The organism is Streptococcus sp. 27098_8_76 (assembly GCF_041432315.1).
In the GTDB taxonomy this organism is placed as follows: domain Bacteria; phylum Bacillota; class Bacilli; order Lactobacillales; family Streptococcaceae; genus Streptococcus.
Map to the genome: position 1 here is coordinate 44300 of NZ_JAPVZI010000005.1, position 16650 is coordinate 60949.

At 39.6% G+C, this 16650-nt stretch carries 19 protein-coding genes; 16 read left to right on the plus strand and 3 right to left on the minus strand.

Annotation, left to right across the window (positions count from 1 at the left end; all coding sequences use genetic code 11):
• Positions 1-277 precede the first annotated feature (277 nt).
• Positions 278-430 carry a fratricide two-peptide bacteriocin subunit CibB gene (cibB, locus tag O3636_RS04530; protein WP_000974044.1) on the minus strand — a complete coding sequence of 51 codons (153 nt, stop codon included), beginning with the start codon at positions 428-430 and terminating at the stop codon, positions 278-280.
• A gap of 1 nt (position 431) precedes the next feature.
• On the minus strand, positions 432-617 hold the full coding sequence (cibA, locus tag O3636_RS04535) for a fratricide two-peptide bacteriocin subunit CibA (RefSeq protein ID WP_000180841.1): 186 nt from the start codon (positions 615-617) through the stop codon (positions 432-434).
• A 177-nt stretch (positions 618-794) separates the two neighbouring features.
• Between cibA and tsaB the strand changes: the two genes are divergently transcribed.
• From tsaB to O3636_RS04605, 14 genes are all read left to right on the plus strand, one after another.
• Positions 795-1478 (plus strand): tRNA (adenosine(37)-N6)-threonylcarbamoyltransferase complex dimerization subunit type 1 TsaB, encoded by a 684-nt coding sequence (gene tsaB / locus O3636_RS04540; protein WP_112444510.1) that lies wholly within the window; start codon positions 795-797, stop codon positions 1476-1478.
• Complete coding sequence (rimI, locus tag O3636_RS04545) at positions 1475-1912, plus strand: ribosomal protein S18-alanine N-acetyltransferase (protein ID WP_112444512.1); 438 nt, start codon at positions 1475-1477, stop codon at positions 1910-1912. The genes tsaB and rimI overlap by 4 nt, the downstream gene beginning before the upstream one ends.
• Positions 1902-2912, plus strand: coding sequence for a tRNA (adenosine(37)-N6)-threonylcarbamoyltransferase complex transferase subunit TsaD (gene tsaD, locus O3636_RS04550; protein ID WP_173219463.1), 1011 nt, complete (start codon positions 1902-1904; stop codon positions 2910-2912). Before rimI ends, tsaD begins: the two co-directional genes overlap by 11 nt.
• Before the next feature lie 106 nt (positions 2913-3018).
• Positions 3019-3882 (plus strand): XRE/MutR family transcriptional regulator, encoded by an 864-nt coding sequence (locus O3636_RS04555; RefSeq protein ID WP_050271615.1) that lies wholly within the window; start codon positions 3019-3021, stop codon positions 3880-3882.
• Positions 3883-4601: 719 nt separating this feature from the next.
• Positions 4602-5564 (plus strand): ThiF family adenylyltransferase, encoded by a 963-nt coding sequence (locus O3636_RS04560; protein ID WP_050271616.1) that lies wholly within the window; start codon positions 4602-4604, stop codon positions 5562-5564.
• A complete protein-coding gene (locus O3636_RS04565; RefSeq protein ID WP_000603362.1) occupies positions 5545-6768 on the plus strand; it encodes a hypothetical protein in 1224 nt (407 codons plus the stop codon). The genes O3636_RS04560 and O3636_RS04565 overlap by 20 nt, the downstream gene beginning before the upstream one ends.
• 201 nt (positions 6769-6969) lie before the next feature.
• On the plus strand, positions 6970-7254 hold the full coding sequence (locus tag O3636_RS04570) for a hypothetical protein (RefSeq protein ID WP_000415011.1): 285 nt from the start codon (positions 6970-6972) through the stop codon (positions 7252-7254).
• Positions 7255-7480: 226 nt separating this feature from the next.
• Complete coding sequence (locus O3636_RS04575; RefSeq protein WP_000659743.1) at positions 7481-8176, plus strand: AzlC family ABC transporter permease; 696 nt, start codon at positions 7481-7483, stop codon at positions 8174-8176.
• Entirely contained in the window at positions 8166-8489 is a 324-nt protein-coding gene (locus O3636_RS04580) for an AzlD domain-containing protein (RefSeq protein ID WP_371641945.1), read from the plus strand. The genes O3636_RS04575 and O3636_RS04580 overlap by 11 nt, the downstream gene beginning before the upstream one ends.
• A gap of 103 nt (positions 8490-8592) precedes the next feature.
• Entirely contained in the window at positions 8593-9423 is an 831-nt protein-coding gene (locus tag O3636_RS04585; protein ID WP_371641947.1) for an amino acid ABC transporter substrate-binding protein, read from the plus strand.
• A 153-nt stretch (positions 9424-9576) separates the two neighbouring features.
• Positions 9577-10431, plus strand: a complete 855-nt coding sequence (locus O3636_RS04590) for a MetQ/NlpA family ABC transporter substrate-binding protein (RefSeq protein WP_049513067.1) — start codon at positions 9577-9579, stop codon at positions 10429-10431.
• A gap of 96 nt (positions 10432-10527) precedes the next feature.
• A complete protein-coding gene (locus tag O3636_RS04595; RefSeq protein WP_371641950.1) occupies positions 10528-11901 on the plus strand; it encodes a M20/M25/M40 family metallo-hydrolase in 1374 nt (457 codons plus the stop codon).
• Positions 11894-12955 carry a methionine ABC transporter ATP-binding protein gene (locus O3636_RS04600; protein ID WP_371641952.1) on the plus strand — a complete coding sequence of 354 codons (1062 nt, stop codon included), beginning with the start codon at positions 11894-11896 and terminating at the stop codon, positions 12953-12955. The genes O3636_RS04595 and O3636_RS04600 overlap by 8 nt, the downstream gene beginning before the upstream one ends.
• Position 12956: 1 nt before the next feature.
• Positions 12957-13649 carry a methionine ABC transporter permease gene (locus O3636_RS04605; RefSeq protein ID WP_023932463.1) on the plus strand — a complete coding sequence of 231 codons (693 nt, stop codon included), beginning with the start codon at positions 12957-12959 and terminating at the stop codon, positions 13647-13649.
• 29 nt (positions 13650-13678) lie between these two features.
• On the opposite strand, the gene O3636_RS04610 is transcribed toward O3636_RS04605, so the two are convergent.
• The gene (locus tag O3636_RS04610; RefSeq protein ID WP_247947049.1) at positions 13679-14248 is read right to left on the minus strand and encodes an MptD family putative ECF transporter S component; all 570 of its coding nucleotides are present in this window, start codon (positions 14246-14248) and stop codon (positions 13679-13681) included.
• Between the two features lie 134 nt (positions 14249-14382).
• Between O3636_RS04610 and O3636_RS04615 the strand changes: the two genes are divergently transcribed.
• Positions 14383-14997 carry a YesL family protein gene (locus O3636_RS04615; protein WP_247947050.1) on the plus strand — a complete coding sequence of 205 codons (615 nt, stop codon included), beginning with the start codon at positions 14383-14385 and terminating at the stop codon, positions 14995-14997.
• Positions 14975-16645: a sensor histidine kinase gene (locus O3636_RS04620; protein WP_345772932.1), complete on the plus strand. Its 1671-nt coding sequence runs from the start codon at positions 14975-14977 to the stop codon at positions 16643-16645. The genes O3636_RS04615 and O3636_RS04620 overlap by 23 nt, the downstream gene beginning before the upstream one ends.
• The last annotated feature ends 5 nt before the right edge of the window (positions 16646-16650 follow it).

A 16650-nucleotide genomic window follows, 5' to 3' on the forward strand; every position in this document is an offset into this window, starting at 1 on the left:
TTGTTTGGGAATAAAGAAAATTCCACCCCATCTATCAAGATGAGGCAGTTTTTGCATTTTTCTAAAATGACATGACAATGGAATTTTCAGAGCTTATTATTTTTATGGGAGTCATTGTTCTGTTCAAAAATAGAGTTGAAGCATACAAATAAAACAATACAAACAGATAAATCGATTGGTAAAGGGATAGTAGTAATGTTTAAATCATTGAGAATGCTGAGCAAACTATAAGAGATAAAGATAATAAAATTTATCCTTCTAAAAATGTGTTTCTTATCTAGCATGATTTACCAAACTTTTTACGAAGGTCTTTTCCAATGGTATAACCTGCCATAAATAAAGCGATACCAACACCTACACCAAAGCCACCCTTTATTTCTTGCAATTCCTTATTAGAAATTTCACAATAGTTGTTCAAATCTTTCATCATATTAATCTCCTCCTAAAAAATAACCAGCTGCCAAACCAGAACCTATAAGTGCTGTTCCACCTGCAATAGCTTTCCAAGATACTGCTACTCCAAAGATAACCAAGGGAGCGAGACCGCCATCAATATCTGATAATTCATTTTCAGATAAGGATAAAAATTGATTGTCAAGAACGTCAAAATTTGTCATTGAACTTTCCTCCTTTTTTCTTGTTCACTTTTATATTCGTAAAAGAAAAGGAAAAGTGAACATTTTTTTAAATTATTTTTAGTTAAGTGAGGGCACTCTTGTTTAGGGATAAAGAAAATTCCCATGTGCCAGCTTTTGTAGTATAATAGTAAGCAGACAAAAAGATAGGAATGTGTTATGAAAGTATTAGCTTTTGATACGTCTAGCAAGGCTCTTTCTCTCGCTATTTTAGAGGACAAGCAGGTTCTTGCTGAGACGACGATTAATATTAAGAAAAATCATAGTATTACCCTTATGCCTACCATCGATTTTTTGATGGCAAGTTTGGATTGGACGCCCAAGGATTTGGACCGAATCGTGGTGGCGGAAGGGCCAGGTAGCTACACAGGCTTGCGAATTGCGGTAGCCACTGCTAAGACGCTGGCTCATACTCTGAACATTGAGTTGGTTGGTATGTCTAGCCTCTTGGCTTTGGTGCCATATCAACAAGAAGGCTTGTTCGTCCCTTTGATGGATGCGCGTCGCAACAATGTTTATGCAGGATTTTATGAAAATGCTAAACCTGTCATGCCAGAAGCGCACCTGCCCTTTGAGCGAGTGATTGAGCTAATCAAGGGTGCTAGTCAGGTAACCTTTGTCGGAGAAGTTGTCCCCTTTGTGGAGCAGATTCAAGAACACTTGCCAAGGACTAATTATAAAGAAACATTGCCTAATGCAGCTAATCTAGCTCTCTGGGCCTGGGACAAGGAAGCAGACTCCTTGCATGATTTTGTGCCGAATTACCTCAAACGAGTCGAGGCTGAGGAAAACTGGCTCAAGAACCACACCGAGTCTGGCGAGTCTTACATTAAACGCCTATGATTGAAATCAGACGAATCCAACAGCAACCTGATCTGGCTCAAGCTATCTACGCTGTCATGGCAGTTGTTTACCCAGTCAGTCCTTGGACTCTGGAACAAATCCAAGCAGACCTGTCCCAAGATCAGACTTGGTATGCTCTGGCTTATGATGGGGCAGAAGTGATTGGCTTTCTAGCTGTTCAGGAAAATATCTTTGAGGCAGAAGTCTTGCAAATCGCTGTTAAAGGAGCCTATCAGGGTCAGGGAATTGCGTCAGCCTTGTTTGCTCAATTGCCGACAGACAAAGAGATTTTCCTCGAAGTCAGAAAGTCAAACCAACGAGCGCAAGCATTTTACAAGAAAGAAAAGATGGCGGTCATCGCTGAGAGAAAGGCCTACTACCATGATCCAGTCGAGGACGCCATCATCATGAAGAGAGAAATAGATGAAGGATAGATATATTTTAGCATTTGAGACATCCTGTGATGAGACCAGTGTCGCCGTCTTGAAAAACGACGATGAGCTCTTGTCCAATGTCATTGCTAGTCAAATTGAGAGTCACAAACGTTTCGGGGGCGTAGTGCCTGAAGTAGCCAGTCGTCACCATGTCGAGGTCATTACAGCCTGTATCGAGGAGGCTCTGGCAGAAGCAGGGATTACCGAAGAGGATGTGACAGCTGTTGCGGTTACCTACGGACCAGGCTTGGTCGGAGCCTTGCTAGTTGGTTTGTCAGCTGCCAAGGCCTTTGCTTGGGCTCACGGACTTCCACTGATTCCTGTTAATCACATGGCTGGGCACCTCATGGCAGCTCAGAGCGTGGAGCCTTTGGAGTTTCCCTTGTTAGCACTTTTAGTAAGCGGTGGACACACAGAGTTGGTTTATGTTTCTGAGGCTGGTGACTACAAGATTGTTGGGGAAACGCGAGATGACGCGGTTGGTGAGGCCTATGATAAGGTTGGCCGTGTCATGGGATTGACCTATCCTGCCGGTCGTGAGATTGATGAGCTAGCTCATCAGGGGCAGGATATTTATGATTTTCCTCGTGCCATGATTAAGGAAGATAATCTGGAGTTTTCATTCTCTGGTTTGAAGTCTGCCTTTATCAATCTTCACCACAATGCCGATCAAAAGGGAGAAAGCTTGTCCACAGAGGATTTGTGTGCTTCCTTCCAAGCAGCTGTCTTGGATATTCTTATGGCAAAAACCAAGAAGGCTTTGGAGAAATACCCTGTTAAAACCCTTGTCGTGGCAGGTGGTGTGGCAGCCAATAAAGGTCTCAGAGAACGCCTAGCGGCCGAAATCACTGACGTCAATGTCATCATCCCACCTCTGCGCCTCTGCGGAGACAATGCAGGAATGATTGCCTATGCCAGCGTCAGTGAGTGGAACAAAGAAAACTTCTCAGGCTTGGACCTCAATGCCAAACCAAGTCTCGCTTTTGATACCATGGAATAAAATGGAGTCAGCTTAAGGCTGGCTTTTTCAATCACCAAAGTGTCAGAATATTTTGACAAAACTATAAAAATAATGATATAATATGCAAAAGCTAGGAGGTGGTAAGATGATCGAGAGAATGGAATTGGGAGAATTTTACAAGGAGTTGCGCTTGGCTAGAAAGCTCAAGCAGTCAGATGTGGCTTGTGCTGGACTAACAGCTTCTCAGCTGTCCAAGTTTGAACTAGGGCAGTCTATGCTATCTGCGGATAAGTTGATTCTAGCCATCCAAGGGATCAATATGAATTTTGATGAGTTTGGGCACAAACTCAACAACTATCAAGAATCTCCACATATGCAGATTGGTAGGAGGGTTGTGGATCGCTTTGCCCACCAAGATATAGCTGGCTTAGAGCAACTGTTGGAGGAAGTCGAGCAAGGACAGATGGCAGAGACCTATCGTTGTTTGAATGCCATTGTGATTAAAAATGCTATTCATTCCTTAAATAAGAGCTATCTGCTAACAGAGGAGGATAGGGAGTTTTTGACTACTTATCTCTATGCTATTGAGTCTTGGACCTGGTTTGAACTCTATCTTTTTTGCAATACCATGCCCTTCCTAAGCAATCAAGATCTGATTTTTTTATCAACCTCTTTGCTTGAAAAATCCAAAGAATTTAAAGAGTTAGTACACAATCGATTGTATATGAAGCAAGGACTATTAAATATCTTATCAGAGCTCATGGAGCGCAAGCTTTTCTCCTATATCCCAATCTTTGAAGCAGAGCTGGAGAGTATGCTCCGTCCATACGATGTTTTTGAGAAATTATCGTGGCAATTTTTAAAGAAAATGAGTATATTTCTTCAAACCAAAGGAAGTAATCAAAAAGAGATTGAACACTTTATCCAATCTCTGCAAGTATTAGAAAATTCACAATTAACAGCCCTCTTCGAATTGCGTTTTCAGCAATACAAAGAACTTATCGATTGATTAGAAACGGGAAGACGATAACCCACTCCGAAATAAGCAGGAGTATCAGTTGGATTTTTCTTTTCTTCATCATTATATCCCTCCTTGTTAGTAATAACTTTATTATACCAGTGAAATAATCAAATCCACTAAAATCGCAAATCAGAAATTTCTATAAGAAAAAATATCAAATATGCGATTTTCTCAAATACGCCAATTTTCGTGTTATAGTGTTCTTGTAAAGTACTTGAAGCAAATCCTAGGTCGCATAAGTGGTTTACAAAGAAAAATAATTGGAGGAGAAACAATGTCTGCTGTACCATATTCATTTCAAGGGCATCGTTTAGGTGGCCGTTAGTTAAATAATAGCAATCTATAGGATAGAAAAGATAAACTTTGGATTAGATATAGTGGATTGAAATCAAGATAAACATATACGACAAAAATTCTAATTAATATATATTTTGCTGCAAATGCAACGGATATTATACAAAAAATCTTAAATCTTAATAATTGTGAAGAATGATGATATTCATAATGTTTAAAAGTTAATATCTGCATGCTATTAAGATTTTAACTGAATTTTAGAAGTCGATAAGTTTTTTGTATTTTAATTTATTATATGGATAGAAATTATAAATGAGTTGTATTCGTATTTATAATTTTGGAGTTTAGGAAAATATTTTCCAAACTCCTATTTGTTGTTTATCTTTTAATAGTTTTTGATTAGGAGGATCTAAATGAGAATAAAGAGAACTCTTCAACCGTATATATTTAAAGATAAAATAAAATTTGGTTTTGGTAATGCTTCTCTTGTAAGGGAGATTGATTTTAATGAAGAGAACATCAATTTAATAAAAAAATTAGATAATGACATTGATATAAAATTGTTGTCTAATGGAGAAAAACAAGTTGTTGAGTCGATGATATCTATGGGATTAGTGACTAGTAATCAATATGATAATTCCAAATATTCCCGAAATATTAATTTCTTTGAGTGGGTTGATTTGTCAGAAAATTTAGACCCTAGTAAGTATCAGGATAGATTATTAAATTCAACAGTTTTAATTGTTGGTGTAGGGGGTATTGGATCAACAACAGTCGAAATTTTAGCTCGTCTAGGTATAGGTAATTTCATATTAGTAGATTTTGACATTGTGGAAGAGTCAAATCTTACTAGACAAACATCCTTTAAGAAATCTGATATTGGTAAGCTAAAAATAGACATAATAAAACAGCATATTCAAGAGATTTCTGATTCAAATGTGACAACTATTTATAGGAAGTTAGAGTGTCAGAATGACTTAGAAACTATTTTTAAAGATTATAATTTTGACATTGCTTTATGCTGTGCAGATACTCCTAGAATAGAGATAGACTACTGGTTTGATGATTTAGCTCATAAATATACGAGACCTATTATTGTTGGCTCATATGCATCTACGGTAATAAACTACCTACATATTATTCCGGGCAAAACTATTTCATTGAGGGAGTTTTATAGGGACTTTATGATAACAGATGATCATGTTTTGGATAGTAGAATACCGTATAGTGTTATTTCTCCAATATCATATATGGCTGCATCAATCATATCTTATAAAGTATTAGATACTTTAACAGGATTATTGAATTTAACGGATTATATTCAAATCGATTGCATGAATTTTGAGGTTTATAAGCATGATATTAAGAAAATTTAGCCAAAATTTTATAAATTTAATATTAGGTAGATCGTCTAGGAATATTGCAGATAGTTTTTACTTTATTGCTTTATCGATAGGGTTAGTAAGTGTATATCATATTGAGGCAGGACAGTTATCTCTATTTACTCTAATTGGTTTTATCCCAAATTTGCTTGCTGTTTTTTATGGAAGTTTTATAAATAAAATTCAGAGAGATAAAATTTGGCTAGTGATTTTCCAGATTCTCCAGTTTATTATAATTGTGATTACAATTCTGTGTTTAAGGTATCATTTTCGTGTTGTGTATATCTATGTATTGAATTTTTTGTTCGCATTATCAACTAATTTATTAAATACACTGCAGATGAAAATTGTTCCAGAAACTTTAAATAATGATGACATGCTAATAAAGAAATCGATAGATGTTCAATACTTGGCATCAAATGTGTTAGATATTATTAGTAATTTAACTGCATCTCTACTATTAGGGCTTCTATCTTATTTTGTTGTTTTTAATTTAAGTATTCCGTTTTTTGTGGCTGCTATTTATTTTATGATTAAAATCAGATTGCCCGGTTCCAAAAACAATACTAAAAGTGTTCGACCTGAAAAGGTAGATTTGGAAAGTAATTCTTCTTTCCAATTTTTGGAAACTGTTTCTGCTTTTCGAGAATCAAAATTTGCCTCTTTTATAGTAGTTACAGAGTCAATTTTAAGTGGGGGTACAGATCTACTTTTAACTTTAATGCCACTGTATCTTTTATCAGAAGGCATACCTATTCAATATTTGGGATTGGTACTAGGAGCTCAAAGATTTGCCGATTTGATAGGAGCAATTTTGGCTCCTAGAGTGGGAATTCCGTATAAAATGTTTTTCTTTATTGATTATACTGTATCTGGATTAGCACTCATGCTAGTATTTATTACTCCATTTCCGTTAATAAAGTTGTTGTTATTTTTTTTAGCATTTATTTTAATAGGTATATCAGGAAATATGTTTGAAAAAATGATTTACTCAGAGTATAGATACGACACTATGGGATTGATATATTCGACTAATTCAAGTTTATATGCTTTATTTGCCATTCTATTTTTGATTATTCCTCAATTTTATACAGATATAAAAATTTTGGGTATTTTAATAAATGGATTTACACTATCTATAGGAATTTATTTATTAGTTATTTGTAATTTTTTCAAAAAGAATGATACTAATTGTTAAAATTTATTTTATATGAATGTTGCATGATTATTTGAAAAGAACTTCTAAAAATTTTTAGAGGTGTCCATGAAAGAAACGAAATTTCACCTAGCAACTGGAAGTCTGTACAATATATTTCTAATTTGGAACACACTGTAAATGTTATGGTGGATGGTTGGGCTAAATATGGTCCTTGGCGTCCTAGATAAAATGAGGTAAACGATGGAAAAACAGAGTCAGTTACAAATTTTAATTCATTCCCTGTACAATAATAAAGAAATTAGCTTGACGGAAGAATTTAGGAAGCAATTGCTGGAAACAGCAAAACAGTTCTCTAGTACTAGTGAAGATTTGCTAGCTGTACGTCTCTCATTTGCCGTCTCTAAAGAATTATTGGGCTTTAAAGGTGAACCACCGACAGAGTTATTGGATTTGGCAAAATTTGTCCAAAAGAAAGAAGCTAAATATAAGCAGGGAGTAGTGTGGTCTGGTATTTTTAAAATATGATTCATTATAAAATACGGCATGAGCATCGCATAATGGATGAATCTGAATATGAGCAAGACTTGGATTTCAATGCCAAACCAAGTCTTGTTTTTGATACTATAGAATAAAATGGAGTCTGTCTGATTACAATCAGCAGACTTTTTTCTCTTTCCTGAATATGTTATAATAGTCCATGCTGTGGCTGGAGCCTTTTCAGCCCATTTATTAAGACAATATGAGGAGAAAGATGAAAGAAAAAGGATTTTGGGAGGGGGCGCAGGCAGCTATGCCAACGGCACTTGGTTATGTCAGTATCGGCCTGGCCTGTGGGATTATTGGTGCGCCCTATGTGACACCTGTGGAGATGGGCTTGATGAGCCTCTTTGTTTATGCTGGGAGTGCCCAGTTTGCCATGCTGGCACTGATTGCGGTTCAAGCACCTGTAGCAGCTATTGCTATGACGGTCTTTTTGATTAATTTGCGTCTCTTTTTGTTGAGCTTGCACGCATCGACCTATTTCCGTCATACCAGTCTCTGGCAAAATATTGGTATGTCTAGTCTCTTGACGGATGAGACTTACGGCGTTTTGATGGGTGAATTGGCCCATACAGACAAGGTCAATCCGATGTGGATGCACGGAAACAATCTCAACAGCTATGTGGCTTGGTTTGTGGGAACAGTAGTCGGAACGGCTCTGGGTGGCCTGCTACCAAATCCAGAAATCTTTGGTTTAGATTTTGCCCTGGTTGGGATGTTTATCGGAATTTTTGCTTCGCAATTCCAGATTATGCAAAGACGGATTCCTGTCCGCAATCTGCTCATTATCCTAGCAGTTGTTGCGGTGTCCTTCTTTTTGCTCTTGACAGTGGTGTCTCAGTCACTAGCTGTTCTGTTTGCGACGCTACTTGGTTGTACAATGGGGGTGGTTTTAGATGGTCAGTAAGTATCTTTTATTAGCAGTTCTTTTCTCTGGCTTGGTGACTTGGATTCCCCGTATGATTCCCTTCATTTTGGTCAAGTATAAGGGTTTGCCTGCGATCGTTGAGCGTTTTTTGAAGTTCCTGCCTGTTTCTATTATCTTTGCCTTGATTCTTTCAAGCGTAGTGACAGGTAAGATTGGAAGCCTTCCTCAAATCAAATGGCTGGACTTCTTAGCCGTCTTTCCAACAGCTTGGGTAGCCTTTCGCTACCGCAATCTAGTCGGCACAGTTCTCTTTGGAGTAGTCTTGATTGCAGTCTTGCGTTTGGTCTTTTAAATTAGCCATAAAAAAAACTTATCACAGAGATAGATATCATATAATGGCGTAAATGCTCTTTTTCTGTTAGAATTATAAGGTATTTTATTTTGGAGGAAATGACATGAAAAAAATCGTTAAATACTCATCTCTTGCTGCCCTTGCTCTTGTTGCTGCAAGTGTGTTAGCAGCTTGCTCAGGTGGTGCGAAAAAAGAAGGAGAAGCAGCTAGCAAGAAAGAAATTATTGTTGCAACTAATGCTACACCAAAACCATTCAACTATGAAGAAAATGGCGAATTGACTGGTTACGAAATTGAAGTGGTTCGCGCTATCTTTAAAGACTCTGACAAGTATGATGTCAAGTTTGAGAAGACAGAGTGGTCAGGAGTCTTTGCAGGACTTGATGCTGACCGTTACAATATGGCTGTTAGCAACATCAGCTACACTAAAGAACGTGCTGAAAAATACCTTTATGCAGCTCCAACTGCTAAAAACCCTAACGTTCTTGTAGTGAAAAAAGATGACCCTAGCATCAAATCTCTTGATGATATCGGTGGAAAATCAACAGAAGTTGTTCAAGGGACAACTTCTGCTAAACAGCTAGAAGACTACAACAAACAACATTCAGATAATCCAACTGTCCTAAAGTATACTAAAGCGGACTTCCAACAAATCATGGGACGCTTGAGCGATAGCCAGTTTGACTACAAGATTTTTGATAAAATCGGTGTTGAAACAGTTATCAAGGACCAAGGTTTGGACAACTTGAAAGTGATTGAACTTCCAAGCGACCAACAACCTTACGTTTACCCACTTCTTGCTAAAGGTCAAGATGAGTTGAAATCATTTGTAGACAAACGTATCCAAGAACTCTACAAAGATGGAACGCTTGAAAAATTGTCTAAACAATTCTTCGGAGACACTTATCTACCAGCAGAAGCTGATATTAAATAATTTCTTGAAATCATCCATTCTGAGTAAGATGGGTGATTTCTCAGTTTTTAAGCATATAGTTTTAAACTATATATCTGCCTATCTAATAACAATTTGTGAAATCAAACAAATTGTGAGATACTAGTACGGTATTATTTTTAAGGAGAAAGAATCATGAAAATCAAAAAATGGCTTGGTGTAGCAGCCCTTGCTACAGTCGCAGGTTTGGCTCTTGCAGCTTGCGGAAACTCAGAAAAGAAAGCAGACAATGCAACAACTATCAAAATTGCAACTGTCAACCGTAGCGGTTCTGAAGAAGCTCGTTGGGATAAAGTTCAAGAATTGGTTAAAAAAGACGGAATCACTTTGGAATTTACAGAGTTCACAGACTACTCACAACCAAACAAGGCAACTGCTGATGGCGAAGTAGACTTGAACGCTTTCCAACACTACAACTTCTTGAACAACTGGAACAAAGAAAACGGAAAAGATCTTGTAGCGATTGCTGATACTTACATCTCTCCAATCCGCCTTTACTCAGGTTTGAATGGAAGTGACAACAAGTACACTAAAGTAGAAGACATCCCAGCAAACGGAGAAATCGCTGTACCAAACGATGCTACAAACGAAAGCCGTGCGCTTTACTTGCTCCAATCAGCTGGCTTGATTAAATTGGATGTTTCTGGAACTGCTCTTGCAACAGTTGCTAACATCAAAGAAAATCCAAAGAACTTGAAAATCACTGAATTGGACGCTAGCCAAACAGCTCGTTCATTGTCATCAGTTGACGCTGCCGTTGTAAACAATACCTTCGTTACAGAAGCAAAATTGGACTACAAGAAAGCACTCTTCAAAGAACAAGCTGATGAAAACTCAAAACAATGGTACAACATCATTGTTGCGAAAAAAGATTGGGAATCATCACCTAAGGCTGATGCTATCAAGAAAGTTGTTGCAGCTTACCATACAGATGAAGTGAAAAAAGTTATCGAAGAAACATCAGACGGTTTGGATCAACCAGTTTGGTAATAAGAAACAGGGAGGTGGGAGAGAGAATTCCACCTCTTGCTTTTGTATAGAGCAGGGATTGTCAGAAAAAGTAGTTCATAGAAAGGTAGAGAGAATATGGTTTTTCCTAGCGAACAAGAACAAATTGAAAAATTTGAAAAGGATCATGTAGCCCAGCATTATTTTGAGGTTTTGCGTACCTTGATTTCTAAGAAATCAGTCTTTGCCCAGCAGGTGGGTCTCAAAGAAGTCGCAAATTATCTGGGTGAGATTTTCAAACGTGTTGGGGCTGAAGTGGAGATTGATGAGAGCTATACGGCGCCCTTTGTCATGGCGCATTTCAAGAGTTCGCGTCCAGATGCCAAGATCCTGATTTTCTATAACCACTATGACACTGTGCCAGCGGATGGGGATCAGGTGTGGACAGAAGATCCTTTTACTCTTTCAGTCCGCAATGGCTTTATGTATGGGCGTGGGGTTGACGACGACAAGGGTCATATCACGGCTCGTTTGAGTGCTTTGAGAAAATATATGCAGCACCATGATGATTTGCCTGTCAATATCAGCTTTATCATGGAGGGTGCGGAGGAATCGGCTTCGACAGATCTGGATAAGTATTTGGAAAAACATGCGGATAAACTCCGTGGTGCGGATTTATTGGTCTGGGAACAAGGGACCAAAAATGCCTTGGAACAGCTAGAAATTTCTGGTGGAAATAAGGGGATTGTGACCTTTGATGCCAAGGTGAAAAGCGCTGATGTGGATATCCACTCTAGTTATGGTGGGGTTGTGGAGTCAGCTCCCTGGTACCTCCTTCAAGCCTTACAGTCTCTTCGCGCCACAGATGGCCGTATCTTGATTGAAGGTTTGTACGAAGAAGTTCAAGAACCAAATGAACGAGAATTGGCCTTGGTGGATACCTATGCTCAACGCAATCCAGGGGAAATCAGCCAGATTTATGGTTTGGAATTGCCTCTCTTACAAGAGGAGCGTGCAGCCTTTCTAAAACGTTTCTTTTTCGAGCCAGCTCTTAATATCGAAGGTATTCAGTCAGGTTATCAAGGACAAGGAGTCAAAACGATATTACCTGCAGAAGCTAGTGCCAAGCTAGAGGTTCGTTTGGTTCCTGGCCTAGAACCGCATGATGTTCTGGAAAAAATTCGGAAACAGCTAGACAAAAATGGCTTTGATAAGGTAGAATTATACTATACCTTGGGAGAAATGAGCTATCGAAGCGATATGAGCGCGCCAGCCATTCTCAATGTAATCGAGTTGGCCAAGAAATTCTATCCACAGGGCGTTTCAGTCTTGCCGACTACAGCTGGGACAGGGCCTATGCATACGGTCTTTGATGCCCTAGAGGTGCCAATGGTGGCCTTCGGTCTAGGAAATGCTAATAGCCGGGACCACGGTGGAGATGAGAACGTGCGAATCGCCGATTACTACACCCATATTGAATTAGTAGAGGAGCTGATTAGAAGCTATGAGTAGAGATATTATCAAGTTAGATCAGATCGATGTGACTTTTCACCAAAAGAAGAGAACCATCACAGCGGTCAAGGATGTGACCATTCACATCCAAGAAGGGGATATCTACGGAATCGTTGGATATTCTGGAGCAGGGAAATCAACCCTTGTTCGGGTGATTAACCTCTTGCAAAAACCATCTGCAGGGAAAATTACCATTGACGACGATGTGATTTTTGATGGCAAGGTCACCTTGACGGCCGAGCAGTTGCGTCGTAAACGTCAGGATATCGGGATGATTTTCCAGCATTTTAACCTGATGAGCCAAAAGACAGCAGAGGAGAATGTGGCTTTTGCCCTTAAACACTCTGGACTCAGCAAGGAAGAAAAGAAAGCTAAAGTAGCTAAGTTGTTGGACTTGGTTGGCTTGGCGGACCGTGCTGAAAACTACCCTTCACAACTATCTGGAGGGCAAAAACAGCGTGTGGCCATTGCGCGTGCCTTAGCTAATGATCCAAAAATCTTGATTTCAGACGAGTCAACTTCTGCCCTTGACCCTAAGACAACCAAGCAGATTTTGGCCTTGTTGCAAGATTTGAACCAAAAATTAGGCTTGACCATTGTCTTGATTACGCATGAAATGCAAATTGTCAAAGATATTGCCAACCGTGTGGCAGTTATGCAGGATGGTCATTTGATTGAGGAGGGCAGTGTCCTTGAAATCTTCTCAGACCCTAAACAACCTTTGACCCAGGACTTTATCTCAACAGCCACAGGTATTGATGAAGCCATGGTCAAGATTGAGAAGCAAGAAATCGTGGAACACTTGTCTGACAACAGTCTCTTGGTGCAACTCAAGTATGCAGGAGCTTCAACAGACGAGCCACTTTTGAATGAATTGTACAAGCGTTACCAAGTAACGGCTAATATCCTCTATGGAAACATCGAAATTCTTGATGGCACTCCTGTTGGGGAATTGGTGGTGGTCTTGTCAGGTGAAAAAGCAGCGCTAGCAGGTGCTCAAGAAGCCATTCGTCAAGCAGGCGTACAGCTAAAAGTATTGAAGGGAGGACAGTAAGATGGAATCATTGATTCAAACCTATTTACCAAATGTCTATAAAATGGGCTGGTCTGGTCAGGCAGGCTGGGGAACAGCCATCTACCTAACCCTTTATATGACAGTTCTTTCCTTTATTATTGGAGGTTTCTTGGGGCTGGTGGCAGGTCTTTTCCTTGTCTTGACAGCGCCGGGTGGTGTTTTGGAAAATAAAGTTGTTTTTTGGATTTTGGATAAGATTACCTCTATTTTCCGTGCGGTACCATTTATCATTCTCTTGGCGGTCTTGTCACCCTTCTCTCATCTAATCGTAGGAACAAGCATTGGTCCAAATGCGGCTATCGTACCGCTATCTTTTGCAGTCTTTGCCTTCTTTGCCCGTCAAGTGCAGGTTGTCTTAGCTGAATTGGATGGCGGTGTCATTGAGGCGGCTCAAGCGAGTGGAGCGACCTTCTGGGACATCGTAGGCGTTTACCTATCCGAAGGTCTTCCAGATTTGATCCGTGTGACGACTGTGACCTTGATTTCCCTTGTTGGGGAAACAGCTATGGCCGGTGCGGTTGGAGCTGGCGGTATTGGTAACGTAGCCATCGCTTATGGATTTAACCGTTACAATCACGATGTGACCATCTTGGCGACCATCATTATCATTTTGATTATCTTTGCAATCCAATTTTTGGGAGATTTCTTGACCAAAAAATTGAGCCATAAATAAAAAAGAGCCGTGTGGCTCTTTTTTAGTAATCAGATTTTCTGTGCAAATTTTTTACTCAAGGCTTGTCCAATTAAGGCACCCACTAGGGCTCCGATGACAACACTTGCGATAAATAAAAGGATGGTTCCAGGATTTGGCGCAACCATGATACGGTCGATATATTCTTGGGATTTTCCTCTTGCTAGAAGGGTTGCTATATAGGCTTTGGGAGCAATCCACATAAGTAAGATTGGACCTGATGTGCTAAAGGCAAAGAGTATGAAAGAAAGGAAATTCTTAGTTTGGTCCTTGTATTTTCCGAGGTTAGCTACTGCATCTGCTAGGAGACCACAGATAATTCCAGGAAGGAAGGCACCAGCACCGTGTTTAGTTCCCAAGAAAAAGAGAGCAATAACAAGGCCGATAGTGGTAATAGCTCCAAAGCGCGGAACTTTTGCGACTAGGATCATATAGACGCTACCGCCGACAAGGGCAGTAAAGGCAGGCGCATAAAACATGTTTCCAGTTTGGTCAAAGAGATTGCCCAAAAGGACACCAATCCCCATGGAGAGGAAGTAAAGAACTGCAAAAAGCAGTGTAGTTAAGATAGATTTCTTCATGAATTGTCTCCTGATCATTTTTTCACAATTCTCATTGTATCACGGTTTGATGGGATTGTAAATGGGCACTAGAATTTTTTGAAAACGCTTGAAATATGATATAATAGTTTCATAGTTATTTTTAGGAGGATATCATGGGGAGATTTTTAGACTTTGTCTTTAATCGTTTCTTTTTAGGGATGATTACGACAGCCTTCTTTTGGCTATTAACCTTGGTGGGAGGGATTATCCTTGGTCTAGCGCCAGCTAGTGCTACCTTGATGAGCCTATATGCAGAACATGGTTATAGTTTTCGGGAATACAGTTTGAAGGAGGCCTGGTCTCTTTATAAGCAAAATTTCGTCTCAAGCAACCTGATTTTCTATAGCTTTTTAGGGGTGGATCTAGTTTTGGTTTATGGCTTGTATCTCTTGGTGCAATTGCCTCATCAGACTATTATTCATTTGATTGCGACCTTTTTGAATGTTCTAGTAGTTGCCCTGCTGTTTCTGGCTTATACAGTATCTTTGAAATTACAAGTTTATTTTGACTTGTCCTATCGAAATCGTCTCAAACTATCCTTGATTGGCATCTTTATGAGTCTAGCAGCCGTGGCCAAGGTTCTCCTTGGGACAGTGCTACTTGTGGCAATTGGTTACTATATGCCTGCTCTACTTTTCTTTGTAGGAATTGGGATGTGGCATTTCTTTATCAGTGATATGTTGGAACCGGTCTATGAAAGTATCCATGAAAAATTGGCGACAAAGTAGGATGAAGCAGTTTTGGCTACATACGCTTCTAAGAACCTACAGTTCAGTTATGATGATTATTATTGCGAGTTTTGCAATCTTACTCTCTTACGCTGACTGGGATTCACGGGAAAAGGAAGCTCAAAGAGTAGCCCAACGTGTAACCACTCGAACAGTCGAAGAGGTGGAGTATTATTATCGCGAGTCAGCTCAGCTAGCTCAAGATTTAGTAGCCAATCAAGACCGTATACAAGGGGTTTATAAGTACTTTAGCCTGTCAACTTCTGAGTATTTTTATTGGCTGTTGGAGCACCAAGCAGCTTCGTCAACTTCTATTTCTCTGTATGAAAATATCGATGACCTGTATGTTCAGAATGACTATATAACGGGTGTTGCAATCGTCTTGCAGGACTTTAAAGAAGTTTATGTTTCGAGCAGAAATGAGAGAGGGGGTCATTCGGTACTTGCGGAAGGCTTTAAACCGGAGGCCAATAGTTTTGGAGTTCCTATTTTAGATCCAGCGACGGATCAATCGATAGGGGTTGTTTATATTTCCTTGGATCCAGAAATCTTATACCATGCTGTGGACAATACCCGAGGTCATATCCCGATGGCTGTGACTGTGACATCACCTTTTGATACGGAGATTTTTCATATTGGTGAGAGGGTCAATAGGGAGCATGAAAACTGGTTTGTCGGTGTGACCTCTCATGGCTATCAGGTTCAGGTGGCAGTTCCCAAAAACTTTGTTTTACAAGGAACGGTGACCAGCTCTGCTTTGATTGTGGGCTTGAGCCTTCTCTTTATTGTCATTCTCTATCTGACTTTGAGGCAGACCTTTGCCAACTACCAAAAGCAGGTAGTGGATTTGGTGGATTCCATCCATGCTATTGCCCAAGGGCAAGAAGGTCTTCGCATTGACACGCTTGAAAAGGATCAGGAATTGCTCCTAATCGCGGAGACGACCAATGATATGTTGGATCGATTGGAAAAGAATATCCATGATATTTATCAGCTAGAGCTCAGTCAAAAAGATGCCAATATGCGAGCCTTGCAGGCGCAAATCAATCCTCATTTCATGTACAATACTCTGGAGTTCTTGCGCATGTATGCAGTTATGCAGAGTCAAGACGAGTTGGCAGATATCATTTATGAGTTCAGTAGTCTCTTGCGGAACAATATTTCTGATGAAAGAGAGACTCTTCTCAAACAGGAATTAGAATTTTGCCGTAAATATAGCTATCTCTGCATGGTTCGCTATCCCAAATCCATTGCCTATGGTTTCAAGATAGATCCAGAGTTAGAGAATATGAAGATTCCTAAGTTTACCTTACAACCTCTGGTTGAAAATTATTTCGCGCATGGTGTTGACCACAGACGGACAGATAATGTGATTAGCATCAAGGCTCTTAAACAGGATGGTTTTGTGGAAATTTTGGTGGTCGATAATGGTAGAGGAATGTCGGTTGAAAAGCTGGCAAATATCCGAGAAAAATTAAGTCAGAGACATTTTGAACACCAAGCCAGTTACAGTGATCAAAAGCAGTCTATCGGGATTGTCAATGTCCATGAGCGTTTTGTGCTCTATTTTGGAGACCGCTATGCCATTAGTGTAGAGTCTGCAGAGCAAGCAGGTGTTCAGTATCGTATTACAATTCAAGATGAGTAGAAAGG